This window comes from Pseudomonas sp. GW821-FHT09C08 (assembly GCF_059418125.1).
In genome coordinates, this window is the sequence record NZ_JBWKPG010000004.1 from 240,307 (window position 1) to 266,465 (window position 26,159).

Genomic DNA, 26,159 nt, shown 5'->3' on the forward strand with positions numbered 1-26,159 from the left:
TAGCTCAACGGCATGGGTATGCCTCTCTAAAGGCTCGATGGACAAGGAACATTGCGTGATCCTGCAACTCTTCCGGATGGTCTTGAAGGTATTTCAGAACGATACGTACACCCTGTCCATTCGTGATGCCTTCGGGAAAACAAGTGCGGTACTTCGCTGGAAGCTCATCGTTCTGATACTGCATGGTCTGTCTAACGCCTTGCGTTAGGCCTAAGCAGTAACCCACGTCATAGTACCGATCAACTGGAGCGCCTTCCCCGGCCTTGACGGCAATGGTGCACTGCATTATCAGCTGATTTCCGTCTCCGCCCACAGCTATGGCACTGCCGCTCTTCATCGCCATTAATAATGCAATCGCTACCGCTGTCCCTGCTTTCATGGTTGCTTCCTATCTATGTAGTCTTGCGATACTACCGCTTGAAATAGCCTAGTGCCATCACGCTGGGAGACCTGCTAGCATCCTCCCACTCAATGGGATGTGGTGTTTTATGATGGACGATGAAGGCGATTTCAAGAAGGCACGTGGCTTCCTTCTCACGTATTCGGCGTTGGTTTTGGCGCTGTGGTATTTCGGCGCCGATCTCACACAGTTCAAGCTTATGGGCAACGAAATCAAGCTTTACCAGCGTACCGAAAGCGTGTGGTTAGTGCTTGCAGCCCTGAATGCCTATTTCTGGTTTCGCTTCTACCAGCGTATCCCTACCGACGGTCTGTATTTTGATAACGTAATGAGCGGCATTTACGAAGCGTCGTTGCGGAATCTAGCGTTGACTTTGACTCGCCGAAAATTAAGGAAAAAAATTACGAGTGAATTTTGTTCACGAGAGTTGGCGAATGCTCAATTCAAAGTAGAGTCTTATTCGTCACAAATTAGTTATCGACCAACTCGCGATAAAACGAAAAGGTTGAAAAGTGCTGGCCTGAAATCGCGTATTCTCCTAGAGGAGTATCGAGTGCAAGTGTTAACGTCGGCGCGGTACGGATATAGGATGGATGAGGGGTGGCAGTCTTCGACTGTTCATGAGTATCGCTTCTTATACGCGCATTTTACTTGGTTGGTGAAATTTTTTTCAATTTTTAAGGGGGCGCTTGTGACCCCTTGGTTTACTGATCACATTGCACCTCTGCTCCTAGGGGCGGTTAGTACGTCGTTTGCATTGTGGAAGTGGTACGGCATAAATTTCCTTGCCTCTTCTCTTCAATATCATAAGTTGATGTGTGCTGGCATATCCGCAGTGACTCATGGGCAGATACATTTACTGGTGTAGTGGCATGTATCCACTATCTATATAGTGGGCAGCTTCGATATGGCATCGAGCTTTTGCTGAGCGGATGCACCGTGACTATACGTGTCGTGAGTCTCGCTGCCGTTCGCATGTCCAACTATTTCTTGGACAATGTAGTCTGGTACGCCAGCTCGCAACAGCGTGGTGATCACGCCGTTTCGCATTGAGTGGAAAACATGCAGCGGGCCGAATCCCAGCTTCTCTTTCAGCTTGCCGAAAGCTCTTGATAGAGTGTGCGATCTTTTTTGATAAAGGCTCTCGGTTGCTGGAATCAAGAATCCGTCCGTTGAATCTTTTATCAGGCGCTCAACCACACTCTTGAGCGCTGGGTGAATCGGTACTACCCGTCTCTTTTTTTTGTTTTTACCTTTCAAGAAGTTGAAGCTAGTCACTCCGTCTTCTTCGATAATGTGTTCCACCTTTAACTGACAGAGTTGTTCGACACGGCAGCCGGTGTATGCACCCAGCAGGATCAAATCAGCGAGTGACGTGTTCCCGGCGTCCTGTGCAGCCCTGTGAAGCCTCCCTAGCTCGGCAACAGTGTATGCCTCCCGTTTTTCCCCTGCAGTCGCTTTACCTCCTCCTTTGGGTAGCTCATGGCCTTTGAATGGATCTGCCTTATCCTTGTATTCCACACGCCATGCCGCGTCATAGCGGATCGCCCATTTCCAGAACGCTGTGCCTGACATCAAATGCTGGCTTAAGGTCGCTGGTGCTCGATCAAGCGATTTTATCCATGCGTCAACCGAATCAAATTCCAGTGGTAGCGACTCTTCCTTAAGGAATTTGGATAAGCGCTCCATTCGTCCCACTTGCTGATCGACGTGTTTGGGAGCACCGCCACGGCTTTCCCTGAACTCTCGGAATGCTTTGAGTCTGGTAGTCGTAATTGGCGATTTCGGTTGATGTGCCTTCGGATCGTTGAGGATCAACTGTGCTTCTTCTTGTTCATCAGGGGAGAGTTCCTGTGTCACCCCGAATACCTTTGCCATCACCTCTAAGGCCATTTCCTTTGCGAATTCGACATTCGCTAACTCTCCCTCAAGCCCTGTCATGGCGTACACACGATCCGCTTTTTCTCTGCGTAACTGTCCCTCTGGGGAGTCGTCAAACAAGCCCTGATACAGCGCCTGTATCTCGTCTGCATCAAATGTAGTCTTGTCGTCCTTCTCTCCGAGAGCAACGTCAGTCTTCAGCTTGCGTGTAGCCTGAGCAATACCCAGGGCCGCTGTCGCAATTGGATCTTTCCAAGTGTCGCCACGTGCAGCACGTTTTCCTCTCGCTCTATCAAACGCTGCCTTCCACTCAGCGATCACCGCATGGCGCCGTTCCATCGCTTCACCGCGTAGCCCGGTTTTCAATCAGCGAATGAGTACGGTCTTTCCCCCCAAAGCTGCACGGACATCGGCGGGCACAGCCAACCGCACATACCACGTGTATTCGCCTTTTTTCTGAATCAGATGGTCTGCCATGGTGGTGCCGTAGGAGGGGAGTAGTACGGTCGAGTGTATTACTCAGTTGTACTACTATTCAAGCTGAAAGCCCCGTAATACGGCGTCTAAAGGGCTTGAGAGGTGGTACTTTCGAATCTCTCCTTCACCGCCACATTAAGTAAACACAAACCCCCGGTTTTCCCAGAGAAAACCGGGGGTTTGTGGTTTCTGGCGTCTGAAAACTACCTCGCTTTCGAAATCACGCCACTCATGTACCGATTCAAATCACGCAGATCCTGGATGCTCCAGGCGTGCGGCGCCAGCTTTACGCCGTTCTCTCGTAACGTTCTCGGGATCAAGTCGCCGTTAGGGCGAAGTATTATCGAAGAGACGATAACGCCCGGATAATCACTCAGGCGCTTCTTGAAAGCGGCCGTCGTGAGGTCAGGTGTGGGAGGCGTGCTTTTATGCGCCAGCGGGCCTGTTGCCTTGATGTCTGCGCCGTGACACATCGCGCATCGTTGCAAGTAGAGGTTTTTCCCGTTGCTGTTTTCCGCGACGGCCAGGGGTGTTTGGGCCAGCGATAAGAGCCCCAGCGAAGCGATGACCAAGATTTTCATTTTTATCAGGCCTTATTGCATGAAAAAGCCGCTTTCTCTTGAAGAGATAAGCGGCTTTTTTACGTCGTGTGCGCTTACTGTGCGGTTTTCAGCTTGATCACATCACCGGAAATCTTGGTGGTGTAACCGCTCAGTACCCAAGCCCAGAACCAGTTTTCCTGGACTTGGGTGTTGATCAGCGCGTCGCCGCCTTTTGCCTTGATTGCGGCATCCTGGGCGCGGACGAAGCGGCTGTTCTGGCCGATCGGGATGACGCCGAAGAGCATGATGCCGGTGGCGCTGGCTTCGCTGTGACCGAGAACGGTGTATTGGCTGCTGTCGTATTGCGGGGATTTGATGGCGGTGCCGGTGCAGCCTGCGAGGGTGAAACCGAGAACAGCTGCTGCAACCACTTTACTGACGTACTTCACGGGGTAACTCCATGGGCTAAAAATCGAGATTCAATTCTCGAAGGCGCGCCACTCTAATCTCCGGCCTGTGAGATTGAAATCATTTACCGGAAATTTCATCTTCAGGCTTGTACATACACCCATGCCGTCAGGCCTGACGCCAGCGCCACCGACACGCGCTTGTAGTCCGCCACTTCATACGCATCGGCGGCGGCCAATTCCTGCTCGGTTATCTGAAACACACTGCCCTCGACTTGGGCGTCTGGCTCTTTGGTCGGCGCCACGATCGGGTGATGGGTCTTGCCACTGCTTGCCAGCACCTCTGGGTCGGTGATCTCGACCCAGCTTTGCGAATAGCCGAGCATGGCGTCCTGCTGGCCTGTCAGTTCGCGGCCGAAGTTGGCCAGTTGCACGGCTTTGTCTTGCAACGTGCCGTAGGAAAACAGCAGCACGGGGTGTTCGGTGGAGCGGTCCATGGATGTTCCTTAAAGGGTCAGGCGAGTAAGTCTTCGTAGAAGGCGCCATAGGGCTTGGTCGGGTGGGCGATCTGGATTTCCAGGATCCACAACCCGGCGTTCGGGTAGTGTTCGAAGTCGCCCAGGTCTCCGCCGCGATGGACGGCGTGGGGGAAATCGCTGACGCGATGGCCCTTGATGTCGAGGTTGAGTCGCCAGCCCATGGCCTGGGCTTGTTCTTCGGCGTAGCGGTACAGCTCGAGGCCGACGACCTTGGCGTTTTTCCAGCGGGCCTGCACGCGGTCGAACAGCTCTTTGGCGGCGCTGGCGCAGGCGAGCATTTGCGGATCGTTGCCGGTGGCGAAGGTCGCGCCGGCATCACCTTCGTGGCCTTGCCACACGGCGCCCATGTCGATGAAGAAGATATCGTTTTCGCCCAGCACCGGGTCGCCGTCGGAGCGTTGGTTGAAGGCCTTCAGGGTGTTGGCGCCGAAGCGTACCAGCAGCGGGTGCCAGATGCGTTGCATGTCGAGGTCGGCGAGCACCTGCTTGCCCAGCTCGCGGGCTTCGGACTCCAGCATGCCGGGGCGGATGCGCTGGGAAAGCTGTTCGATGGCTTGCCAGGTCATGGCCTGGGCAAAACGCATGGAGTCGATACTGTAGGCGGCGCCCACGGCTTCTTTGGGTTGTGTGGACACCGGCTTTTCCTCGCGTTGAGCAGCATCAGGCGCTGTGCATTTTACTATATAGCGATAGAGCGGCGCAGCCAAAGTGCAAACGCGCTGTGTGCCGACATTTTCTGTCGACAGCACACTGCTTGCGCCTGCAGGTTCAGACGTGCAGCCACGCCAGGCCGCCCAGTACCAAGGCGATGCCGCCGGCCGTGTAGGACATCCGTTTAAGCCACTCCTTGCGCGTCAGCAAGGTGATCGCGGCCAGCGAAATCGCGATCTGGATCGCGGTCATCGCCTGGGCCCAGCGGTGATGCTGGTGCAGCGCCTGTTCGGATTTCTCGTCCCATTCCTTCGAGGTGGCTTCAAGTTTCTCCGCCTGCTTGCGCACGTCTTCCTTCTGGCTTTTGTAGCGCTCGATCTCATCCTTGTAATGCGCAGCGTCCACACCGGGGATATGCGTGGCCAGTTCCGCCAGGTTTTGTCGGCTGGATTTGGCCTGGTAGTAGTTCCATTGGTTGGCCGCTTCAGTCTTGATGATGGCGGCGTTGTTCTTGTCCATCGCCGCTTCGCTTTCGGTGGAACCGGCCTGGTAGCTGAGCATGGCACCGAGGGTGGCCATGAGCGCGGTCATCACGGCGATGCGGCTGGCGAAATTATCCCCGCGGCCGTGGGCATGTTCGGTGGTGTGTTCGAGGTGTTTTTCGTGGGGGCTGGGGACTTCGAAGGCTTCGGACATGGGGGCGTCTACGAACGGAATGAGGGAGTCTGATTCTTCACCACGCCAGCTGTCTCAATCCTGTACGTAATGCTGCAAATTTCCTACCTGCGCCTGATCAAGCGCACATACACCGCCGCGTTGATCAGCAGCACCAGCGCGCCCAGCCCCAGTTGGATCTGTGGCGTCAGCCCGGCCGGGTAGATCAGTGTGAGGATGTAATGCTCGATGAATCCGCCGGCATAGCCGTCCTGTCCGGCGAGGTGGCGAAACAGGTTTTCCCAGCGGGTCAGCGGGCAGGGCAGGTGGAACACTTCCACCGCCACGCCCCACGCGGCGGCGGGCAGGTGCAGCCACATCACGGGCCGCCACTTGAGGGCCAGCAGCCCGCCGAACAGCACGAACAGGATGAAGCACAGGTGAAACAGCACGAGGCCGTCGGCTATAACGCGATAGAGCATGATGGGTTCGCTTTTAAGGGGGCCTGGGTCAGTCGCCGAGTTGTTGTTGCAGGTAGTCGATAAACACCCGCAGTTTCTTTGGCGTGTTGCTGCGGTTGAAGTAGTACAAATACAACGCGCTGTGGGTAATCCAGTCGCCGAGGACTTCCACCAACTCGCCGCTGTGCAAATACGCCTCGACACTGGAGCGCGCCACGTAGGCAAAGCCGAAGCCGTCGAGTGCGCCCCTGATCATCAGTTCGATGTCATTGGTCGCCAGTCGGCCCTTGACCGTGACCCGCAGCGGTTTGCCGTCTTTTTCGAAATCCCAGCGGTGCATCAGGCCGGTTTGCGCACTGCGGTAGTTGACGCATTCATGCTCGAGCAAATCGTGAGGATGCGTCGGCACGCTGCGCCCCTGCAAGTAGCCGGGAGTGGCGACAATCACAAAGCGCAGTTGCCGGGCCACCGGGATCACCACCATGTCCTCGGCCAGCACGTGGTCGTAGCGGATTCCCGCGTCGAAGCCCTGGGCCACGATATCGACCAGCGCGTTATCCACGGCCACTTCCAGATTGATCCCCGGGTGTTTGTGCAGGAAACCCTGCAACAGCGGTTGCAGCACCATGCGGCTGGCGGTGGAGGGGATGTTGAGGCGCAAGGTGCCGCTGGCCTCGACGGTAGCGGCGGCGACACTGTGCAAACTGGTTTCCAGCTCTTCGAGCAGCGGCGTGATTTTTTCCAGCAGCTGTGTGCCGGCCTCGGTCAGGCTGACGCTGCGGGTGGTGCGATTGAGCAGGCGCACACCCAGCTGTTTCTCCAGGGCGCCGACGCGCTGGCTGACGGTCGACACCGACAGGCTGACGGCATCCGCCGCCTGGGTGAAGCTTTTGGTGCGCGCGACTTGTAGGAACAGGCGCAATTGCTGGAAATCCGGCGCGTCCATTGTGTGGTTTTTCCGAAAGGGGCTTGCGGATTATGCATCTTTTTAACAAGAACACCCGCGCGCATACTTTTTTCCTCACCTCACGAAGAAGGCCCTTCATGACCGATTCAACTGCAAAACCTGTCTGGTTTATCACCGGTTGCTCCACCGGTTTCGGCCGTCAATTGGCGTTGCACACCTTGAGCCTCGGCTACCCGACGGTGGTGACCGCGCGCAATCCGCAACAGGTGCAGGACATCGTTGCCGGTCACGAAGACCACGCATTGGTGCTGACCCTGGACGTGACGGAACAGGCCCAGGTCGAGGCGGCGGTGCAGGCGGCGCACGCGCACTTCGGGCATATCGATGTGCTGGTCAACAATGCCGGGATCGGCTACTTCGGCGCGTTCGAAGAAAGCCAGCTGGACGAAGTGCGCCGCATGTTCGAAATCAACGTGTGGGGCCTCAGCGCCATGACCCGCGCGGTACTGCCTGGCATGCGTGCGCGGCGCTCGGGCACGGTGGTGAATATTTCTTCGGTGGGCGGTATTGCTGCGTTCCCCTCCCTGAGTTTCTACAACGCCACCAAGTTTGCCGTGGAGGGTTTGTCCGAAGCGCTGTCCCAGGAAGTCGCGCCGCTGGGGATCAAGGTCCTGCTGGTGGAGCCGGGGCCGTTCCGTACCGACTGGGCTGGACGTTCGGCCAACGAGGCCGCGCACGCCATCGACGACTACCGCGATACCGCGGCGGCCCGTGCCAGCACCGTGCGCAATTACAGCGGCAAGCAACCGGGTGATCCGGTGCGCGCGGCGATTGCCATCGTCAAGGCGGTGGAGGCCGAGCAGCCGCCCCTGCGCTTGCTGCTGGGCAAGGCTGCACTGGGCTTTGCACGCTCCAAGGTCAAGGCATTGAGTGCCGACTTTGAAGCGTGGGCGGACGTGACGCAGGGGGCGGATTTTCCTGAGTGAGCCTTGGGGGGGACGAAGGTAATCGTGGCCGCGGTGGTTGCTTGCAGGCAACCCGGGCCGCTATTGTGCTGAATCCTTTTAGTCCTTCCCCAGGGTGTTTTACTGATGAATGCACCGCGTACTGCAGTCGGTCCGATCAAGGCCGTGATTTTTGATATGGACGGATTGTTGCTGGACACGGAAGGCATCTACACCGAAGTCACGCAGATCATCGCCGAACGCTACGGGCGTACCTACGACTGGGGCATCAAGCAGCACATCATCGGGCGCGGTGCCCAGGACCTGGCCGATTATGTGGTCAAGGCGCTGGACCTGCCGATCACCCCGGCCGAGTTTCTCGAGATCCGCGAACCGCTGATGAGCGAGCGCTTTCCCAAGGCCCTGGGCATGCCTGGCGCCGAAGCGCTGGTGCGGCACTTGAAGGCACACAACATCCCGATTGCCGTGGGCACCAGTTCGTCGCGTAATTCGTTTGGCCACAAAACCACGTTGCACCGCGAGTGGTTCGGGTTGTTCGACACGATTGTGACGGCTGACGACCCGGAAGTCGGTGCCGCCAAGCCTGCGCCGGATATCTTCCTCACCGCCGCGCGCCAACTCGGCGTGGCGCCTGAAGATTGCCTGGTGTTCGAGGATTCGCCGTTCGGTGTGACCGCCGCGAAGGCCGCCCACATGACTGCCATTGCGGTGCCCGACGAAGCCATGGCCGACAGCAAGTACCACCACGCCGACCAGATCATCCGCAAACTCGCGGAGTTTGACCTGGCTGCGTATGGCCTGCCGCCGTTCAATTAAATCCCACAATCAAATGCAGGAGCCCGGCTTGCCGGCGATGGCGTCCTCAAGACCGCCATCGCCGGCACGCCGGGCTCCTGCAAGGGTTATGCGCTGAAACCGCCATCAATGGTCAGGCTTGCCCCGGTGATGTAACCGGCCTCAGGCCCGGCGAGATACGCGACGAAACTCGCAATCTCTTCGACATGCCCGTAACGGCCCACGGCCATCAAGCCGATCAGGCTTTCGGCGAAGTCACTGTCTGCAGGGTTCATGTCGGTGTCCACCGGACCCGGCTGCACATTATTGATGGTAATGCCCCGTGGCCCCAGGTCGCGCGCCAGGCCTTTGGTCAGTCCCACCAGCGCCGCCTTGCTCATCGCGTACGGGCCACCGCCGCCAAACGGCATGCGCTCGGCATTGGTGCTGCCGATATTGATCACCCGGCCGCCTTCGCCCATGTGCCTGGCCGCTTCCTGGGTTGCGATAAATACACTGCGCACGTTGATCGCCAGGGTCTGGTCGAAATCTTCCAAGGTGAAATCTTCCAGCGGCGCGATGGCCAGTACGCCGGCGTTGTTCACCAGGATATCCAGGCGCCCGAAGGCTTCGACGGTGGCATTGACGGCGTTGCGAATCGCCGTGGCATCGGCGCTGTCGGCGTGAATCGCCAGGGCCTTGCCGCCCTCGCTGATTACGCTGTCCTGCAGGGCTTGCGCCTTGGCGGCCGAGCTGACGTAAGTAAAGGCGACCGCCGCGCCCTGTGCGGCCAGGCGCTTGACGATGGCGGCGCCGATGCCGCGAGAACCGCCCTGGATCAAGGCGACTTTGCCGGTGAGGTTTTGTGTGGTCATGTCGATCTCCGAGTAGTTGATGAGGCGAGTATCGACCTCACCCCGGCCACCCGGTAGACCGTGATTGCTATAGTCTGTGTAAACCAAAAGTTTTGAATGGGTTGATATGGAAAGCTTTGGCAGTATCGAATGCTTCGTGCGCAGCGCCGAGGGCGGCAGTTTTGCCGAGGCGGCGCGACACCTGAGCCTGACCCCGGCAGCGGTCGGTAAAAGCGTCGCCAAGCTGGAAGCGCGCCTCGGCGTGCGCCTGTTCCAGCGCAGCACCCGGCGCCTGACCCTGACCGAAGCCGGCAAACTGTTCCTCGAAGAAGTCAGCGCCAGCCTCACCACCATCCAGAATGCCGTGGCCAACCTGGCCAGCGCCGAAGGGCGGCCGGTGGGCACGCTCAAGGTCAGCATGGGCACGGTGTTCGGCAATCGGTATGTGGTGCCGCTGCTGGGCGAATTCATGCGGCGCTTTCCGGACATCAGCCCGGACTGGCATTTCGATAACCGCCAGGTCGACCTGATCGGCCAAGGCTTTGATGCCGCGATCGGCGGTGGTTTCGAGCTGCCGCAAGGGGTGGTCGCGCGCAAGCTGTCGCCGGCGCATCGAGTGCTGGTGGCCTCGCCGGATTACCTGGCGCGGCGCCCGCCGGTCCTTTCGCCTGAAGACCTGGCCCGCTGCAAGGGCATCCTGATCCGCTCGCCGCAAACCGGGCGCATACGGTCCTGGCAACTCACCAGTATCGGGCGCGAACAGCGCCCGTTGGTGCTCAAGCCCGGCATGACCATGAGCGACTCGGAAGCCGCCTGCTGCGCCAGCGCCCAAGGCCTGGGCATCGCGCTGGTGAGCATGCCGATGGCCGTGCCGTTCCTCGACAGCGGCGCGGTCGTGCGGGTGCTGCCCGACTGGTACGTCGATGACGGCACTATCTCGATCTACTACGCCGAACACAAACTGCTGCCCGGCAAGACCCGGGCGTTTGTGGACTTCATCATCGAGCAGTTTGCCGAGCTCCAGCTGGGCCAGCGATTCAGCGCGATTTGACCCGACCTTGAACCGCGGTGACGCCATCGCGGGCAAGCCCGGCTCCCACAACCGACCCCATTCCTATGTAGGAACTGGCTGGCCAGCAATACCCCGACCTCGCCCTACCGACCAAGCCTGCCCGACCGATCCCATTCCAATGTAGGAGCTGGCTTGCCTGCGATACCCCCACCTCGGCCTACCGATCAAACCTGCCCTGTCGACACCATTCCTATGTGGGAACTGGCTTGCCAGCAATACCCCGACCTCGGTCTACCGACCAAATCTGCCCGGTCGACCCCATTCCAATGTGGGAGCTGGCTTGCCTGCGATAGCCCCACCTCGGTCTACCGACCAAGCCTGCCCGGCCAGCCGATAACTTTCTTCGGCCGCGGCGTGGCATACGTGCGAATCTTCGACGTCGACAACCCCAGCCGCACCAGGGATTCGGCGATGGTCACCGCCGCCGTCACGCCATCCACCACCGGCACCCCGGTGCGCTGGCGAATCTGCTCATCCAGCCCGGCCATGCCGCCGCAGCCCAGGCAGATCACCTCGGCCTTGTCCTCGCTGATGGCCAACTCTGCCTGGCGCACAATGGCTTCCATGGCCGCCAGCGGGTTTTCTTCCAGCTCCAATACGGCCATGCCACTGGCGCGCACCGAGGCGCAGCGCTGGTACAGGCCGGCGAGTTTCAGGCGGTCCTCGATCAGCGGCACGGTACGGTCCAGGGTGGTCACCACCGAATAGGCATGACCGAGGAACATCGCGGTGCTGGCGGCCGCTTCGGTGATGTCCACCACCGGCACGTTCAACAATTCCTGCAAGCCTTCACGGCCGTGTTCGCCGTAGCCGGCCTGGATCACCGCATCAAACGGCTGGTCGTAGGCCATCACGCGGTCCATCACGGCGATGGCGGCCAGGTAGCTTTCAAAGTTGCCCTCCACCGATTCCGCACCGAAGTACGGCGTGAGCCCGACAATCTCGGTGCCCGGTGCCGCCACAGCGCGTGCCTGCTGGGCAATGGTCTCGGTGATGGATTCGGTGGTGTTGACGTTGACCACGAGGATACGCATGGAAGGTCCTTGATTTAATGACTGACGTTATCGACTGCAATGCTTTCGCCGCTGACATCGGCGTAGAACGCCTGGCGCTTGGCGATCAGCAGGTACAGCAACCCTGCAATACCGGCGCCAAACAGCCAGGAAAACGGCGAGACGCTGGCAAATCCCGGCAACAGCGCCAACAGGATGGCGATCACCGCTGCAGGAATGAACGCCGCGACCGCGCGCATATTCACCCCACGGCTGTAGTAATAAACGCCTTTCGGGTCTTCGCTATACAGCTGGGGCACGTCCACCTGGCTTTTACGGATCAACCAGTAATCGACCATGATCACCCCGTACAACGGCCCCAGCAGCGCGCCCAGGCCAGAGAGGAAATACACGATCACCAGCGGGCTGTTGTAGAGGTTCCACGGCAGGATCAGTACCGCCACCGTGGCGCTGATCAGCCCGGCGCGGCGGAAGTTCAGGTACTTGGGCGCCAGGTTGCTCAGCACAAAGGCGGGCGCGACAAAGTTGGCCATGATGTTCACCGCCACGGTGACGATCAGGAATGCGAGGCAACCGAGCACCAGGAAAAACGTATTGGGGATGGCGGCGATGATTTCGGTCGGGCTTTCGATCACCCGGCCATTGAGCTGGAACTGCCCGCCGCAGAGCAGCACGGTGATCGCCGCGAACACCAGGATATTCACCGGCAGGCCCCAGAAGTTGCCGACCAGGATGGTCTTGCGGCACGGCGAGGAGCGGGCGAAGTCGCAGAAGTTGAGGATCAGCGTGCCGTAGATCGCCAGCCACAGCGCGCCACCGGCAAAGATATTGCGCCACATCTCGCCGCCGCTCAGCGGTTCACGGATCGACCAGGCAATGTTGCCGCCCGCCTGGAAGTACATCCAGCCGGCCAGCGAGGCCACGGTCAGCAGAATCACCGGCCCGGCGAAGCCTTCATAGCGCCGCACCATCTCCATGCCGTAGGCCAGGATCACCAGCTGTACCAGCCAGATCGCGACAAAACACGCCCAGCCAAGGGACGACAGGCCCAGGATCGAGTTGTGGTCATAGGCGGCGAAGCCTGGATGAATGGCGGTAAGCAACACGCGGAAAACGACCGAGGCCAGGTAGGTCTGGATTCCGAACCAGGCAATCGCAATCACCGCGCGGATCAGTGCCGGGATCTGCGCGCCATGGATGCCGAAACTGATACGGCTGATCACGGGAAACGGCACGCCGGTCTTCTGCCCCATGTACCCCGACAGGTTCATGAAGAAATACACCAGCGCTGCGCCGATCCCCAGGGACAACAGGATCTGCCAGCCACCCAGGCCCAGGGCGTACAAGCCAATGGCGAACGAGTAGTTGGCGATGTTGTGCACATCGTTGGTCCACAGCGCAAAGATGCTGTAGCGGCCCCAGCGCCGGCCTTCGACCTTGGTGGGCGCCAGGTCTTTGTTGTGCAGGCGCGGGCTCAGTACCAGCGGGCCGGGACCTGTGGTCTCGGGGCTCAGGGAGGAGGACAGATCCAGTGCGATATTATTGGAGAGACTAGTACGCATTCCGGCAGGCTCCAGCACATCGGCAGGCAAGCCGCTGATGGCAAAGTGTATGTAGGTTTTGTATTTATTGTATACAAAGCGTTTTTCACCTTAAGCCACATGCGTGCCAGTTTTCGTTCTATGAAAACGGCGGGTAATTTCGTTTTTGCAGGGTTGGCAAATAACTAGCTGAATCTAAAGCGATATAAATTGACCGTTCGAACAGCTATTTATTTTTACGCTGCCTGGGGTCGATTCAGGAGGGGAAGGGAAGGGCGTGTAGAGGTGTTACGTTATGGTGCGGGCTCAGAAATATTGCACACATAAATGGCACCGATGGTTACATCTGTGTGTACATGATTACTGACAACAATGAACAAATATAGGGCGGGCTTGCTACGGCGAGCCCGCTCCCAGATTTTTAACCAAGTCGGCCCTCAGGCCTTGCTGATGATGTTCCCGGCGTGCAGCCCGCATTCCTTCTGCGTGGCTTCTTCCCACCACCAGCGGCCTTCGCGCTCGTGCTGGTTCGGCAGCACCGGGCGGGTGCAGGGTTCGCAGCCGATGCTGATGAAGCCGCGTTCGTGCAGGCTGTTGTAGGGCAGTTCGAGCATGCGGATGTAGCCCCAGACTTCTTCGCTGGTCATCTGGGCGAGCGGGTTGAACTTGTACAGGGTGCGTTCCGGGGTGGAAAACGCCGTATCAATTTCGAGTGCCGCCACCTGGCTGCGTGTGCCAGGGCTCTGGTCACGGCGCTGGCCGGTAGCCCAGGCGCTGACGCCTGAGAGCTTGCGACGCAACGGCTCGATCTTGCGCACGCCGCAGCATTCGCCATGGCCGTCCTTGTAGAAGCTGAACAGGCCTTTCTCTTTGACGAAAGGTTCCAGTTTGCTCTGGTCCGGCGAGATCAGTTCGATATCGATCTTGTAGAAATCGCGCACCTGCTCGATGAACCGATAGGTCTCCGGGTGCAGGCGGCCGGTGTCGAGGCTGAACACCTTGACGTTCTTGTTGAGCTTCCAGGCCATGTCCACCAGCACCACGTCCTCAGCGCCGCTGAAGGAAATCCACAGGTCATCAGCGAACTGGCTGAAAGCTAGCTTGAGAATATCCTGGGCGGATTTGTTGGCGTAAGTCGCGGCGAGTTCAGCGACGTCGAAGGCTTGGTTCATCAGGACGGTTCCTACAGGTCAGTGGCGCTGAGCGCTCTATAGGGAAGTGATGGTATCAAAATCCGCCCTGCGTTGCGGCGGCGGGCTTGAATCGCTAGAGTTCGGCAGTCCTTTTTTGCTGGCTCAATTCAATAAAACCAATGGGAGCGTCTTGTGGAAATTGCCTGTCTTGACCTGGAAGGAGTGTTGGTTCCGGAAATCTGGATCGCCTTCGCCGAAAAAACCGGTATTGAATCTTTGCGGGCCACCACCCGGGACATTCCCGACTACGACGTGCTGATGAAGCAACGCCTGCGCATCCTCGACGAACACGGGCTGAAACTCGCCGACATCCAGGAAGTGATCGCCACCCTCAAGCCGCTGGACGGCGCCATTGAGTTCGTCAATTGGCTGCGCGAACGCTTCCAGGTGGTGATCCTGTCCGACACCTTCTACGAATTCTCGCAGCCGCTGATGCGTCAGCTGGGCTTCCCGACGTTGTTGTGCCACCGCCTCATCACCGACGAAAACGACCGCGTGGTCAGCTACCAACTGCGCCAGAAAGACCCCAAGCGCCAATCGGTACTGGCGTTCAAGACGCTCTACTACCGCGTGATCGCCGCTGGCGATTCCTACAACGACACCAGCATGCTGGGCGAAGCCGACCGTGGGATTTTGTTCCATGCGCCGGAGAATGTGATTCGAGAGTTCCCGCAATTCCCGGCGGTGCATACGTTCGAGGATTTGAAGAAAGAGTTCATCAAGGCCTCGAATCGGCAGTTGAGCCTGTAACGACTATCCCTGGCAAGCCGGCGCCTGCAGGTCATGTGTAATCCATGTAGGCGCCGGCTTGCCGGCGCAAGATTCTAGGCCCCGGCCAACAGCCGCTCATAAGGAATGCACAGGCCTTCATGCAAGCGCTTGATCATCGAGAGGCTCAGCTTGCGCTTGTGATTCAGCACTTCGGAGACTCGCCCGCTCGTCCCAATGAAGGGCTCAAGATCACGGGCGGTCATGCCCAGTTGCTCCATGCGAAATTTGATCGCTTCCACCGGGTCCGAAGGCGGCATTGGAAAATGCTCCGCCTCGTACTTTTCGATGAGTATTGCGAGGATTTCCAGCTCGTCACCCTCAGGTGAGCCCATCGCTGCTCCCCAGATCTGTTCCACGCGGGCAAGCGCAGCGGTCAGGTCCTCCTGGGAATGTATCGGTTTGATGTTCATCACACGGTCTCCGCATTGATCTGGTCGTAGGGCGATTATCCGCATCGCTGCAACCTCCCAATTTGGGAGATCGTAGGTGCAGGCGGGCAGAGATGCAATCACGGAAATGATTTCTGACGAACTCGCAGTCGCTTCCTGTGATCCTTCACAGTGGGCTGGTGGGCGGTTGACGCTATCCGCCCGCCCATGCGCCGTCCACAACGGCTCTGATTCAGGTTTTTGCCAGGGTGGCCAGGAGGCCGGAAAGACCGCCCTACAGGTTTTCCAAAGTGTGTAACAACACCCGTACCTTGGTCAGCGACTCTTGATATTCTGCCTCCCACTGCGAGTCCGCGACGATCCCGCCGCCGCCCCAGCAGCACACCTGCCCGTCCTTGACCAGCAAACTGCGGATGGCGATGGAGCTGTCCATCTCGCCGCGCACGTCCAGGTACACCAGCGAGCCGCAGTACAGGCCGCGTCGGGTCGGTTCCAGCTCGTCGATGATCTGCATTGCGCGAATCTTCGGGGCGCCGGTGATGGAGCCGCCGGGGAAACTGCCGGCGATCAGGTCGAGGGCATCCTTGGTGTCGGCCAATTCGCCGGTCACGCTGCTCACCAGGTGGTGCACGTTGGGGTAGCTTTCCAGGCTGAACAGTTCCGGGACATGTACCGAGCCGGTACGGCAGGTGCGACCGAGGTCGTTGCGCAGCAGGTCGACGATCATCAGGTTCTCCGCGCGATCCTTGGGGCTGGCCAGCAGTTCGGCGGCGTTGGCCGCGTCTTCCTCGGGCGTGAGGCCCCGGGGGCGGGTGCCCTTGATCGGACGGGTTTCGACGCGGCGTTCGCTGATGTGCACGAAACGCTCCGGCGACAGGCTGAGTAGCGCGCCGTCATCCGGCAGGCTCTGGAACCCTGAGAATGGCGTGGGGCAGGCTTCGCGCAGCGCGCAGTAGGCCACCCAGGGATCGCCGCTGCACGGCGCGCGGAAACGCTGGGCGAAGTTGACCTGGTAGCAGTCGCCGGCCTGGATATAGTCCTGGATGCGCACGATGGCTTGGCGATAAGCCTCGGCGCTGAGGTCCGGTGCCATTGGCCCCTGGAGTTTGAAGGTCGCGGCGGTGTCGACAACGCCCTGGCTGAACAGCGCCGTCAGCCGTTGGCGCTCGCTGTCGGCCAGCGAGGGATGAAACACCAGTTGGCTGGTCTGCTTCAGGTGATCACTGATCAGTGCCCAGGCGTACAGCCCAAAGCGTGCGTCCGGCAGGTGCAAATCGTCCACGGCCAGCTGCGGCATGTGTTCCAGGTGCCGGCCAAAGTCGTAACTCAGGTAGCCAATCAGGCCCCCGGCAAACGGCAGCTCCAGACCCTGGGGGATCGCCGCCTCACCCAGCTGTGTCAGGTTTTCGCGTAGACGCTGCAGGAAATCGCTGCCGCTTTCGTCAGGTTGTACCGTCAACGTCGCCAGTGGCCAGGCGCTGAGCACGTCGTAACGACCGCGCTCGGCTGAGGGGCGGCCGCTGTCGAGCAGCACCGCGCCAGGGGCATGGCGGATCGCCGCAAAATACTCGGCGGGGTTGGCCCGGTAGGGCACTGGGTGTACGGAGCAGGTCGACATGCGGGGTGGATCAGCCGTTGGCTTGGGGGGAGGGGATTGTAGTCTTCTGTAGGATCTCGTCCTAGGGGGGATGTCGGGGATAGTTAGATCGAGGACCTATCCTGAGCGCTTCATTGCTACCCAGGCTGCTATCGCCGGCAAGCCGGCGATGACGCCCTCAGCCTTCCACCAGCGGTATATGCCCGAACATCTCCTGCACAAACTTCACCCGTTCCTCGGCGGTTTCCGTCACGCCGGCGGCTTTGAGTGTTTCCAGTCGCGCTTCGACCGCGTGGGTGCGCAGGGTCAGGCCGCAGTCGTTGGCGATCTGGATATTCAGCCCCGGCCGCGCATTCAGTTCCAGAATCAGCGGGCCTTTCTCCTGGTCCAGCACCATGTCCACGCCGATATAACCCAGCCCGCACAGCTCATAGCAGCCGGCCGCGAGCTTCATGAAACCGTCCCAGTTGGGCAGTTGCACGCCATCCACCGCGTTGGTGGTGTCGGGGTGTTTGGTGATGATGTTGTTCAGCCAGGTGCCGCGCAGGGTCAGGCCGGTGGCCAGGTCGACACCCACACCGATCGCGCCCTGGTGCAGGTTGGCCTTGCCGCCGGACTGGCGGGTCGGCAGGCGCAGCATGGCCATTACCGGGTAGCCCATCAGCACGATGATGCGGATATCCGGCACGCCTTCGTAGCTGATGCTCTTGAAGATCTGGTCGGGCACCACGCGGTATTCGATCAGCGCGCGGTCGCGGTGGCCGCCCAGGGAGTACAGGCCGGTGAGAATGCTGGAAATCTGGTGCTCGATCTCTTCATGGCTGATGATCTTGCCCGACACCGTGCGGTAGCGGCCCTCAAAACGGTCCGCCACCACCAGGATGCCGTCGCCGCCGGCGCCCTGCGCCGGCTTGATCACGAAGTCGCTGCGCCCGCCGATGATCTCGTCGAGCTTGTCGATTTCCTTCTCGGTGGAAATCACCCCGTACATTTCCGGCACGTGGATGCCGGCAGCCATGGCCCGTTCCTTGGTGATGATCTTGTCATCCACGATCGGGTACAGGCTGCGCTTGTTGTACTTGAGCACGTAGTCGGCATTACGCCGGTTGATGCCCATGATCCCCCGCGCTTCGAGGGCCTTCCAGGTCTTCCAGAAGCCGAACATTACGAGTCAGCCTTCAGGAAAGCCTTGAAGCGCACCAGTTCGGTCAGGCGGTAGCCGCGATAACGCCCCATGGCCAGCATGAAGCCCACCAGGATCAGCAGGATCGCCGGGAAGGTGAACACGAAGTAGACCAGCTCCGGCACGCTCATGATCAGGTGCGCCAGGGAGGCGGCGAACAGCGTGCCGATTGCGACTTTCAGCGCATGGTTGGCGCCGCGTTCTTCCCAGGTGATCGACAGGCGTTCGATGGTCATGGTCAGGATCACCATCGGGAACAGCGCCACCGACAGGCCGCGCTCAAGCCCCAGCTTGTGGCTGAACAGGCTGATGGCGGCGATCAGCACCACCACGAAGGTCAGCACCACCGAGAGCCTCGGCAGCATCTGCAGCTTCAGGTGTTCCAGGTAGGAACGCAGGGACAGCCCCAGCGCGGTAATAATGGTGAACAGCACAATCCCGAAGCCCAACTGCGTCTCGCGGAATGCAAGGGCGATCAGCACCGGCGTGAACGTGCCGAGGGTCTGCAGGCCGATCAGGTTGCGCAGGATCAGGATCACCAGCACGCCGATCGGGATCATCACCATGATCATGAAGGTCTGCTGGGTTTGCAGCGGCAAGCCGTACAGCGAGTACTCGAGGAAGTTGGCGTCGGTGTTCTCGTCGGTCAGCTTGGCCAGGCGAATCGCGTTCATCTCGCTGTTGTTCAGGCTGAAGGTGACCATGGCTTTCTTGCCGCCATCCACGGTGATCAGGTTTTCATCGCCGGTCCACCACAGCAGGCGGTCGGCGGGCAGGCCTTGCTCGCCGGTCTCCGGGTTGAAGTACAGCCAGTCATTGCCATTGAAGCTGCGCAGCCACAGTTCCGGGGCTTGCGGCTGGTCGGCCACCAGGCGAATGGTGTGGACTTTTTCCACCGGCACATGGGCGATGGACAGCAGCAACTCGACGATCTTGGCCTTGTGCGGCGTCGACGGGTCGCCCGCCAGCAGCAGCTTGACGTTGTCGTCGTTGAGGTTGTTGGTGCGCTTGATGGCTTCGCTGATAAAGGTCTCGACGTCGGCCGAGTGCTGGCGAATCGGCGCCAGCAGGGCTTCGGCGGCGATTTTTTCCGGGCCTTCCACGGCAATGCTGTCGCGGAAGGTCGGGCCCTTGACCTTGACCTTTTCGCCGCTGTATCGCTTGGTCAATACCAGGCGATAGTAGAGGGTCTGGTTGCCCTTGGCCCGACGCGCCGACCAGGTGACCTTGCGGTTGCCGTCGATGCGATTGACGCTCACCCCATAGTTATTGGAGATGAAGCTTTCATTGAGGCTGACGAAGTCGCGGCTCAGCGGCGGCACGAACATCTGGATCTTCACCGGGTCCTTGGGGTTGGCGACGAACTCGACCTTGGCGTCGATATTCCACAAGTCGTCAGTGGCGTCCTCGGTAACGGGAATCCCCAGCACGAAGATCTGGTAGGCGGTGACCGAAATACCCAGCACCACCAGGATGGTGATGAGGATTTTCAGGTGCAGGGTCAGAGAGCGCATTCGGTTTACTCGGCGGTATGAGCGTCGGCGGCGCAGGCGGGTTTGCCTGCTGCATATTTAAGACTTGGGTCGACCAGCGCATCAAAGCGTTTCAACGCTTCGGAGCCGATCAGCAGCGGGTATTGGAAGGCGCTGCGGTCAGTCAAGTTCACTTCGATGCTGCGTAAAGCGGTGCCCATGCAGATGTCGAGGGCAATCACCGGGCGGGCAGTGTAGTTCTTGTCCTCATCGGGGTCGTAGTCACCGGCGCGGCGCTTGATCTTGCTGACGCGGGCCAGGGGGCGTTCGATGGGATGGGAGTGGGCGGTGTCGATCGCCAGGTAGAAGCGCACCCAGGACTCGCCGTTGCGCTTGAAGCGCTTGATGTCACGGGCGCTGAGGGACGCGGTCTTGGCGCCCGTGTCCAGCTTGGCCGCGACTTCGAGGTCGATGCCGGCCAATTGGGCGTATTCGTTGAGGCCATACACGGTCTTCTCGGCGGCAATGCCAAGACCGGGGACGAACAGTAGGCAAAACAGGGGGAAGGGCTTGAGTCTCATAGATCCTGAGGCGGTGCAGTGCGATGTTCCATTCATGGCGACTGGCATTGCTGCTCAATCTCTGGTGCGCCGTTTCATCAAGCGATGTCAGGCAAATGCGGCGGGCATTCTAACATGATGCTTTTTTGGCGCCAGCGCTGGCAGCCGGCCATGCCGGGGGCGGGTGCATCAAGGGTTATTAGACGATTGTCGACAATGTGGATTTATTCTTTGACTAAGCAAGCCTGATTAGCTAGTTTTTGCGGCATTGCTTTTGAAGGTGTCGACAATATGCTGGGTCAGCCAGAAGCTCCGATAATCGCGTCGGACGAATCCCAAACGATGTCGGAGAACGTCTTTCGCCGTATCCAGGCCGCCATCGTCAAGGGTGAGATCGCCCCCGGCAGCAAGATCTCCGAGCCGGAACTGGCGCGCACTTACGGCATCAGCCGTGGCCCGTTGCGCGAGGCGATCCACCGCCTGGAAGGCCAGCGCCTGCTGGTGCGCGTGCCCCACGTGGGCGCCCGGGTCGTGTCGTTGAGCCATGCCGAGCTGATCGAACTGTATGAAATCCGCGAGTCGCTGGAAGGCATGGCGTGTCGCCTGGCCGCCGAGCGCATGACCGACGCGGAAATCGAGGAGTTGCGCCAGGTGCTGCACACCCATGAGCGCGACGAAGCGTTCCAGGCCGGCCTCGGCTACTACCAGCAGGAAGGCGACTTCGATTTTCATTACCGGATAATTCAAGGCGCCGGTAATCGCACCCTGACCCAAATGCTCTGCGGTGAGCTGTACCAATTGGTGCGCATGTACCGCATCCAGTTTTCCGCCACCCCCAATCGTCCACGCCAGGCCTTCGCCGAGCACCATCGCATCCTGGATGCGATTGCCGACCGCGACGGCGAACTGGCCGAATTGTTGATGCGCCGGCACATCGGCGCTTCCAAACGCAACATTGCCCGTCATTTCCCCGACGGCGCCCCCCTGAAGAGGTGAGTCATGAGTTCTAACAACAAAAGCACTCCAGGCCAGCGTTTCCGTGACGCGGTCGCCAGCGAGCAGCCGCTGCAGGTGGTCGGTGCAATCAACGCCAACCACGCGCTGCTGGCCAAGCGCGCCGGTTTCAAGGCGATCTACCTGTCGGGTGGTGGGGTGGCTGCCGGTTCCCTGGGCGTGCCGGACCTGGGCATCACCGGCCTGGACGACGTACTCACCGACGTGCGCCGCATCACCGACGTGTGCGACCTGCCGCTGCTGGTGGACGTGGACACCGGCTTCGGTTCCTCGGCGTTCAACGTGGCGCGCACCGTCAAGTCGATGATCAAGTTCGGCGCCGCCGCCATCCACATCGAAGACCAGGTGGGCGCCAAGCGCTGCGGTCATCGTCCTAATAAAGAAATCGTGTCGCAGCAGGAAATGGTCGACCGCATCAAGGCCGCCGTGGATGCGCGCACCGATGACAGCTTCGTGATCATGGCGCGCACCGACGCGCTGGCCGTCGAAGGCCTGGAATCGGCCCTGGAGCGTGCCGCCGCGTGCATCGAGGCCGGCGCCGACATGGTGTTTCCGGAAGCCATCACCGAGTTGGACATGTACAAGCTGTTCGCCTCCCGTGTGAAAGCCCCGATCCTGGCCAACATCACCGAGTTCGGTGCGACCCCGCTGTACACCGTCGAACAGTTGAAATCTGCCGATGTTTCCATCGTGCTGTACCCGCTCTCGGCTTTCCGCGCCATGAACAAGGCCGCCGAGAATGTCTACACCGCGATCCGTCGCGACGGCACCCAACAGAACGTGATCGACACCATGCAAACCCGCATGGAGCTTTACGATCGCATCGACTACCACACCTTCGAGCAGAAGCTCGACGCACTGTTTGCCGCGAAAAAGTAATGCCTGCCAACCCTGCGGGAGCCGCAAGCCGGCTCCTGCAGGGTCGAGGTTGACGAACGCCTCCCGAATAAATTCAAGATTGGAGAACAGACATGGCTGAAGCAAAAGTACTGAGTGGCGCCGGCCTGCGTGGCCAGGTGGCCGGGCAGACCGCACTGTCGACCGTGGGCCAGGCGGGTGCCGGCCTGACCTATCGCGGCTACGACGTGCGCGAACTGGCCGCCGATGCGCAGTTTGAAGAAGTTGCCTACCTGCTGCTGTACGGCGAGTTGCCGACCAAAGCCGAGCTGGCCGCCTACAGCGCCAAGCTGGGCAAGCTGCGCGACCTGCCGCAAGCGTTGAAAGAAGTGCTGGAGCGCATCCCCGCTGACGCACACCCGATGGACGTGATGCGCACCGGTTGCTCGTTCCTGGGCAATATCGAACCCGAAAAAGACTTCAGCGTGCAGCGCGACGTGACCGATCGCCTGCTCGCCGCGTTCCCGGCGATCATGTGCTACTGGTACCGCTTCAGCCACGACGGCAAGCGCATCGACTGCGTAACCGACGAGCCGACCATTGGCGGCCACTTCCTGCACCTGCTGCACGGCAAGAAGCCGAGCGAGCTGCACGTGAAAGTCATGAACGTGTCGCTGATCCTCTACGCCGAGCACGAGTTCAACGCCTCGACCTTCACCGCCCGCGTGTGTGCCTCGACCCTGTCCGACCTGTATTCCTGCGTCACCGCCGCCATCGGCTCGCTGCGTGGCCCGCTGCACGGCGGCGCCAACGAAGCGGCGATGGAAATGATCGAGCGCTTCGGTTCGGCCGAGGAAGCTGTCGAAGGCACCCTCGGGATGCTGGCGCGCAAGGACAAGATCATGGGCTTTGGCCACGCGATCTACAAAGACAGCGACCCGCGTAATGAAGTGATCAAGGGCTGGTCGAAAAAACTCGCCGACGAAGTAGGCGACAAGGTGCTGTTCCCAGTGTCCGAAGCCATCGACAAGACCATGTGGGAGCAGAAAAAGCTGTTCCCGAATGCCGACTTCTACCATGCCTCGGCGTACCACTTCATGGGCATCCCGACCAAGCTGTTCACGCCGATCTTCGTGTGCTCGCGCCTCACTGGCTGGGCCGCGCACGTGTTCGAGCAGCGCGCCAACAACCGCATCATCCGTCCAAGCGCCGAGTACATCGGCGTCGAGCAGCGCAAGTTCGTGCCAATCGAACGTCGCTGAGTGAGGCAACCGGCGATCCGGGAATGGGTATGAGGTCAAATGTGGGAGGGGGCTTGCCCCCTCCCACATTTTGATCACATTCCAATTCTGGATCGGCTTCGGTTCTTCTTTTGTAACTACCGTGACCGAGTCCTGACGATGAACACTGAATTTCGCAAACCGCTCCCCGGCAGCCGCCTGGATTTCTACGACGCCCGCGCGGCTGTCGATGCAATCAGCCCCGGTGCCTACGCCACCTTGCCCTACACCTCCCGCGTGCTTGCGGAGAACCTGGTACGCCGTTGCGACCCGGCGACTCTCAACGCCTCCCTGAGCCAATTGATCGAGCGCAAGCGCGACCTCGATTTCCCATGGTTTCCGGCGCGTGTGGTGTGCCATGACATCCTCGGCCAGACCGCGCTGGTGGACCTCGCCGGCCTGCGCGATGCCATCGCCCTGCAAGGCGGCGACCCGGCCCAGGTCAACCCGGTGGTGCCGACCCAACTGATCGTCGATCACTCCCTGGCGGTCGAAGCCGGTGGTTTTGACCCGGACGCCTTCGAGAAAAACCGCGCCATCGAAGACCGCCGCAACGAAGACCGTTTCCACTTTATCGAGTGGACCAAAAAGGCCTTCAAGAACGTCGACGTGATCCCGCCAGGCAACGGCATCATGCACCAGATCAACCTGGAGAAAATGTCCCCGGTGATCCAGGTGCGCGACGGCGTGGCCTTCCCTGACACTTGCGTCGGCACCGACAGCCATACCCCGCACGTGGATGCCCTCGGCGTGATCGCCATCGGCGTCGGCGGCCTGGAAGCCGAGAGCGTGATGCTCGGTCGCGCGTCGTGGATGCGCCTGCCGGAAATCATCGGTGTAGAGCTGACCGGCAAGCTGCTGCCGGGCATCACCGCCACCGACATGGTGTTGGCGTTGACCGAGTTCCTGCGTCAACAGAAAGTCGTCGGTGCGTGGCTGGAATTTTTCGGCGAAGGCGCCTCGAAGCTGACCCTGGGCGACCGCGCGACCATCTCCAACATGGCGCCGGAATACGGCGCCACCGCGGCCATGTTCTATATCGATCAGCAGACCATCGCCTACCTGAAACTCACTGGCCGCGAAGACGAGCAAGTCACCCTGGTCGAGCAGTACGCTCGCCACACCGGCTTGTGGGGCGATGACCTCAAGGGCGCGCAATACGAGCGCGGCCTGACCTTCGACCTGTCCAGCGTCGTGCGCAATATGGCCGGCCCGAGCAACCCGCACGCCCGCGTCGCCACCCGCGACCTGGCCGCCAAAGGTATTTCCGGCCAATGGGATGAAGTGCCGGGGCAAATGCCCGACGGCGCGGTGATCATCGCCGCCATCACCAGTTGCACCAACACCAGCAACCCGCGCAACGTGATCGCTGCCGGCCTGCTGGCGCGCAACGCCAACAAGCTCGGCTTGACGCGCAAACCGTGGGTCAAGTCGTCGCTGGCCCCCGGTTCGAAAACCGTGGCCATGTACCTGGAAGAAGCCGGCCTGGGCCATGAGCTGGAAAAGCTTGGCTTCGGCGTGGTGGCCTTCGCCTGCACCACCTGCAACGGCATGTCCGGTGCACTCGATCCAGTGATCCAGCAGGAAATCATCGACCGCGACCTGTACGCCACCGCCGTGCTGTCGGGCAACCGCAACTTCGACGGGCGCATCCACCCGTACGCCAAGCAAGCGTTCCTGGCTTCACCGCCGCTGGTGGTGGCATACGCGATTGCCGGCACCATTCGTTTCGACATCGAAAAGGATGTGCTGGGCTTGGACGCCGAGGGCAAGGAAATTCGCTTGCAGGACATCTGGCCAAGCGATGAAGAAATCGACGCCGTGGTCAAGGCCTCGGTCAAGCCGGAGCAGTTCCGCGCCGTGTACATCCCGATGTTCGCCATCCACGAAGACACCGGCCCCAAAGTGGCGCCGCTGTACGAGTGGCGCCCGCAGAGCACCTATATCCGCCGTCCGCCGTATTGGGAAGGCGCCCTGGCCGGTGCCCGTCCGCTCAAGGGCATGCGTCCCCTGGCGGTGCTGCCGGACAACATCACCACCGATCACCTGTCGCCGTCCAACGCGATCATGCTCGACAGCGCCGCCGGCGAATACCTGGCGAAGATGGGCCTGCCGGAAGTCGACTTCAACTCGTACGCGACGCACCGTGGCGACCACCTGACCGCGCAGCGCGCGACGTTCGCCAACCCGAAACTGTTCAATGAAATGGTGCAGGAGAACGGCAAGGTCAAGCAGGGTTCGCTGGCGCGTATCGAGCCGGAAGGCCAGGTCACGCGGATGTGGGAAGCCATCGAAACCTACATGGAACGCAAGCAACCGCTGATCATCATTGCTGGCGCCGACTACGGCCAGGGCTCGTCCCGCGACTGGGCGGCCAAGGGCGTGCGCCTGGCCGGTGTGGAAGCGATTGCCGCCGAAGGCTTCGAGCGCATCCACCGCACCAACCTGGTGGGCATGGGCGTGTTGCCGCTGGAGTTCCTGCCGGGCACCGACCGCCACACCCTGCAGATCGACGGCAGCGAAACCTATGACGTGGTCGGTGAGCGCACCCCGCGTGCGCGGCTGACCCTGGTGATCAACCGCAAGAATGGCGAACGTGTCGAAGTGCCGGTGACCTGCCGCCTGGACACCGCCGAAGAAGTGTCGATCTACGAGGCGGGCGGCGTGTTGCAACGTTTTGCCCAGGACTTCCTGGAATCGGCGGCGACCGCCTGAAGAGGATAAC

At 60.3% G+C, this 26,159-nt stretch carries 27 protein-coding genes; 9 read left to right on the forward strand and 18 right to left on the reverse strand.

The window, feature by feature from the left end:
* Window positions 1–4 precede the first annotated feature (4 nt).
* On the reverse strand, window positions 5–379 hold the full coding sequence (locus AC07OJ_RS15760; RefSeq protein WP_495094777.1) for a Rap1a/Tai family immunity protein: 375 nt from the start codon (window positions 377–379) through the stop codon (window positions 5–7).
* A 109-nt stretch (window positions 380–488) separates the two neighbouring features.
* Here AC07OJ_RS15760 and AC07OJ_RS15765 point away from each other — a divergent pair, with 109 nt between their 5' ends.
* Window positions 489–1,268: a hypothetical protein gene (locus tag AC07OJ_RS15765; protein WP_495094778.1), complete on the forward strand. Its 780-nt coding sequence runs from the start codon at window positions 489–491 to the stop codon at window positions 1,266–1,268.
* A 17-nt stretch (window positions 1,269–1,285) separates the two neighbouring features.
* Here AC07OJ_RS15765 and AC07OJ_RS15770 read toward each other — a convergent pair whose 3' ends face one another.
* From AC07OJ_RS15770 to AC07OJ_RS15805, 8 genes are all read right to left on the reverse strand, one after another.
* Window positions 1,286–2,620, reverse strand: coding sequence for a tyrosine-type recombinase/integrase (locus AC07OJ_RS15770; RefSeq protein ID WP_495094779.1), 1,335 nt, complete (start codon window positions 2,618–2,620; stop codon window positions 1,286–1,288).
* 341 nt (window positions 2,621–2,961) lie between these two features.
* Window positions 2,962–3,339 (reverse strand): c-type cytochrome, encoded by a 378-nt coding sequence (locus tag AC07OJ_RS15775; protein ID WP_495094780.1) that lies wholly within the window; start codon window positions 3,337–3,339, stop codon window positions 2,962–2,964.
* 74 nt (window positions 3,340–3,413) lie between these two features.
* On the reverse strand, window positions 3,414–3,749 hold the full coding sequence (locus tag AC07OJ_RS15780; RefSeq protein WP_065909457.1) for a hypothetical protein: 336 nt from the start codon (window positions 3,747–3,749) through the stop codon (window positions 3,414–3,416).
* Between the two features lie 101 nt (window positions 3,750–3,850).
* A complete protein-coding gene (locus AC07OJ_RS15785) occupies window positions 3,851–4,204 on the reverse strand; it encodes a gamma-glutamylcyclotransferase family protein (RefSeq protein ID WP_106802920.1) in 354 nt (117 codons plus the stop codon).
* A 17-nt stretch (window positions 4,205–4,221) separates the two neighbouring features.
* Window positions 4,222–4,881, reverse strand: a complete 660-nt coding sequence (locus tag AC07OJ_RS15790) for a M24 family metallopeptidase (protein ID WP_106802921.1) — start codon at window positions 4,879–4,881, stop codon at window positions 4,222–4,224.
* A gap of 133 nt (window positions 4,882–5,014) precedes the next feature.
* Entirely contained in the window at window positions 5,015–5,593 is a 579-nt protein-coding gene (locus AC07OJ_RS15795; protein ID WP_065909463.1) for a DUF4337 domain-containing protein, read from the reverse strand.
* Between the two features lie 83 nt (window positions 5,594–5,676).
* A complete protein-coding gene (locus AC07OJ_RS15800) occupies window positions 5,677–6,033 on the reverse strand; it encodes a DUF2784 domain-containing protein (protein ID WP_106802922.1) in 357 nt (118 codons plus the stop codon).
* Window positions 6,034–6,061: 28 nt separating this feature from the next.
* Window positions 6,062–6,958 carry a LysR family transcriptional regulator gene (locus tag AC07OJ_RS15805; RefSeq protein WP_262133418.1) on the reverse strand — a complete coding sequence of 299 codons (897 nt, stop codon included), beginning with the start codon at window positions 6,956–6,958 and terminating at the stop codon, window positions 6,062–6,064.
* A gap of 98 nt (window positions 6,959–7,056) precedes the next feature.
* On the opposite strand from AC07OJ_RS15805, the gene AC07OJ_RS15810 reads away from it, so the two are divergent.
* Complete coding sequence (locus tag AC07OJ_RS15810) at window positions 7,057–7,905, forward strand: oxidoreductase (RefSeq protein ID WP_495094781.1); 849 nt, start codon at window positions 7,057–7,059, stop codon at window positions 7,903–7,905.
* Window positions 7,906–8,010: 105 nt separating this feature from the next.
* Window positions 8,011–8,700 (forward strand): HAD-IA family hydrolase, encoded by a 690-nt coding sequence (locus tag AC07OJ_RS15815; protein WP_495094782.1) that lies wholly within the window; start codon window positions 8,011–8,013, stop codon window positions 8,698–8,700.
* A gap of 86 nt (window positions 8,701–8,786) precedes the next feature.
* Here AC07OJ_RS15815 and AC07OJ_RS15820 read toward each other — a convergent pair whose 3' ends face one another.
* The gene (locus AC07OJ_RS15820) at window positions 8,787–9,533 is read right to left on the reverse strand and encodes a 3-oxoacyl-ACP reductase family protein (RefSeq protein WP_106802926.1); all 747 of its coding nucleotides are present in this window, start codon (window positions 9,531–9,533) and stop codon (window positions 8,787–8,789) included.
* Window positions 9,534–9,639: 106 nt separating this feature from the next.
* Here AC07OJ_RS15820 and AC07OJ_RS15825 point away from each other — a divergent pair, with 106 nt between their 5' ends.
* Complete coding sequence (locus AC07OJ_RS15825) at window positions 9,640–10,563, forward strand: LysR family transcriptional regulator (protein WP_495094783.1); 924 nt, start codon at window positions 9,640–9,642, stop codon at window positions 10,561–10,563.
* Between the two features lie 326 nt (window positions 10,564–10,889).
* Here AC07OJ_RS15825 and AC07OJ_RS15830 read toward each other — a convergent pair whose 3' ends face one another.
* The 3 genes from AC07OJ_RS15830 to AC07OJ_RS15840 form a co-directional block, all read right to left on the reverse strand.
* Window positions 10,890–11,618, reverse strand: coding sequence for an aspartate/glutamate racemase family protein (locus AC07OJ_RS15830; RefSeq protein ID WP_201145713.1), 729 nt, complete (start codon window positions 11,616–11,618; stop codon window positions 10,890–10,892).
* Window positions 11,619–11,632: 14 nt separating this feature from the next.
* Window positions 11,633–13,159 carry an NCS1 family nucleobase:cation symporter-1 gene (locus AC07OJ_RS15835; protein WP_495094784.1) on the reverse strand — a complete coding sequence of 509 codons (1,527 nt, stop codon included), beginning with the start codon at window positions 13,157–13,159 and terminating at the stop codon, window positions 11,633–11,635.
* Window positions 13,160–13,575: 416 nt separating this feature from the next.
* Entirely contained in the window at window positions 13,576–14,310 is a 735-nt protein-coding gene (locus AC07OJ_RS15840; protein WP_065909478.1) for a phosphoadenylyl-sulfate reductase, read from the reverse strand.
* A 153-nt stretch (window positions 14,311–14,463) separates the two neighbouring features.
* On the opposite strand from AC07OJ_RS15840, the gene thrH reads away from it, so the two are divergent.
* Window positions 14,464–15,081, forward strand: coding sequence for a bifunctional phosphoserine phosphatase/homoserine phosphotransferase ThrH (thrH, locus tag AC07OJ_RS15845; RefSeq protein ID WP_106802930.1), 618 nt, complete (start codon window positions 14,464–14,466; stop codon window positions 15,079–15,081).
* Between the two features lie 74 nt (window positions 15,082–15,155).
* Here thrH and AC07OJ_RS15850 read toward each other — a convergent pair whose 3' ends face one another.
* The 5 genes from AC07OJ_RS15850 to rloA all read right to left on the reverse strand — a co-directional run bounded on the left by AC07OJ_RS15850 (window position 15,156) and on the right by rloA (window position 20,324).
* Window positions 15,156–15,512, reverse strand: coding sequence for a helix-turn-helix domain-containing protein (locus AC07OJ_RS15850; protein WP_106802931.1), 357 nt, complete (start codon window positions 15,510–15,512; stop codon window positions 15,156–15,158).
* Between the two features lie 253 nt (window positions 15,513–15,765).
* The gene (pabB, locus tag AC07OJ_RS15855) at window positions 15,766–17,109 is read right to left on the reverse strand and encodes an aminodeoxychorismate synthase component I (protein ID WP_495094785.1); all 1,344 of its coding nucleotides are present in this window, start codon (window positions 17,107–17,109) and stop codon (window positions 15,766–15,768) included.
* Window positions 17,110–17,266: 157 nt separating this feature from the next.
* Entirely contained in the window at window positions 17,267–18,253 is a 987-nt protein-coding gene (locus AC07OJ_RS15860; protein WP_106802933.1) for an alpha-L-glutamate ligase-like protein, read from the reverse strand.
* The gene (gene rloB / locus AC07OJ_RS15865; protein WP_065909494.1) at window positions 18,253–19,785 is read right to left on the reverse strand and encodes an osmotic stress tolerance membrane protein RloB; all 1,533 of its coding nucleotides are present in this window, start codon (window positions 19,783–19,785) and stop codon (window positions 18,253–18,255) included. Before rloB ends, AC07OJ_RS15860 begins: the two co-directional genes overlap by 1 nt.
* Window positions 19,786–19,790: 5 nt before the next feature.
* The gene (rloA, locus tag AC07OJ_RS15870) at window positions 19,791–20,324 is read right to left on the reverse strand and encodes a retropepsin-like aspartic peptidase RloA (protein ID WP_065909496.1); all 534 of its coding nucleotides are present in this window, start codon (window positions 20,322–20,324) and stop codon (window positions 19,791–19,793) included.
* A 270-nt stretch (window positions 20,325–20,594) separates the two neighbouring features.
* Here rloA and AC07OJ_RS15875 point away from each other — a divergent pair, with 270 nt between their 5' ends.
* The 4 genes from AC07OJ_RS15875 (at window position 20,595) to acnD (ending at window position 26,149) form a co-directional block, all read left to right on the forward strand.
* Complete coding sequence (locus tag AC07OJ_RS15875; protein ID WP_065909498.1) at window positions 20,595–21,299, forward strand: GntR family transcriptional regulator; 705 nt, start codon at window positions 20,595–20,597, stop codon at window positions 21,297–21,299.
* Between the two features lie 3 nt (window positions 21,300–21,302).
* Window positions 21,303–22,196, forward strand: coding sequence for a methylisocitrate lyase (gene prpB, locus AC07OJ_RS15880; protein WP_065909500.1), 894 nt, complete (start codon window positions 21,303–21,305; stop codon window positions 22,194–22,196).
* Between the two features lie 92 nt (window positions 22,197–22,288).
* A complete protein-coding gene (gene prpC / locus AC07OJ_RS15885) occupies window positions 22,289–23,416 on the forward strand; it encodes a bifunctional 2-methylcitrate synthase/citrate synthase (protein WP_065909502.1) in 1,128 nt (375 codons plus the stop codon).
* Window positions 23,417–23,554: 138 nt separating this feature from the next.
* Window positions 23,555–26,149, forward strand: a complete 2,595-nt coding sequence (acnD, locus tag AC07OJ_RS15890) for a Fe/S-dependent 2-methylisocitrate dehydratase AcnD (RefSeq protein ID WP_120449476.1) — start codon at window positions 23,555–23,557, stop codon at window positions 26,147–26,149.
* Window positions 26,150–26,159 lie beyond the last annotated feature (10 nt).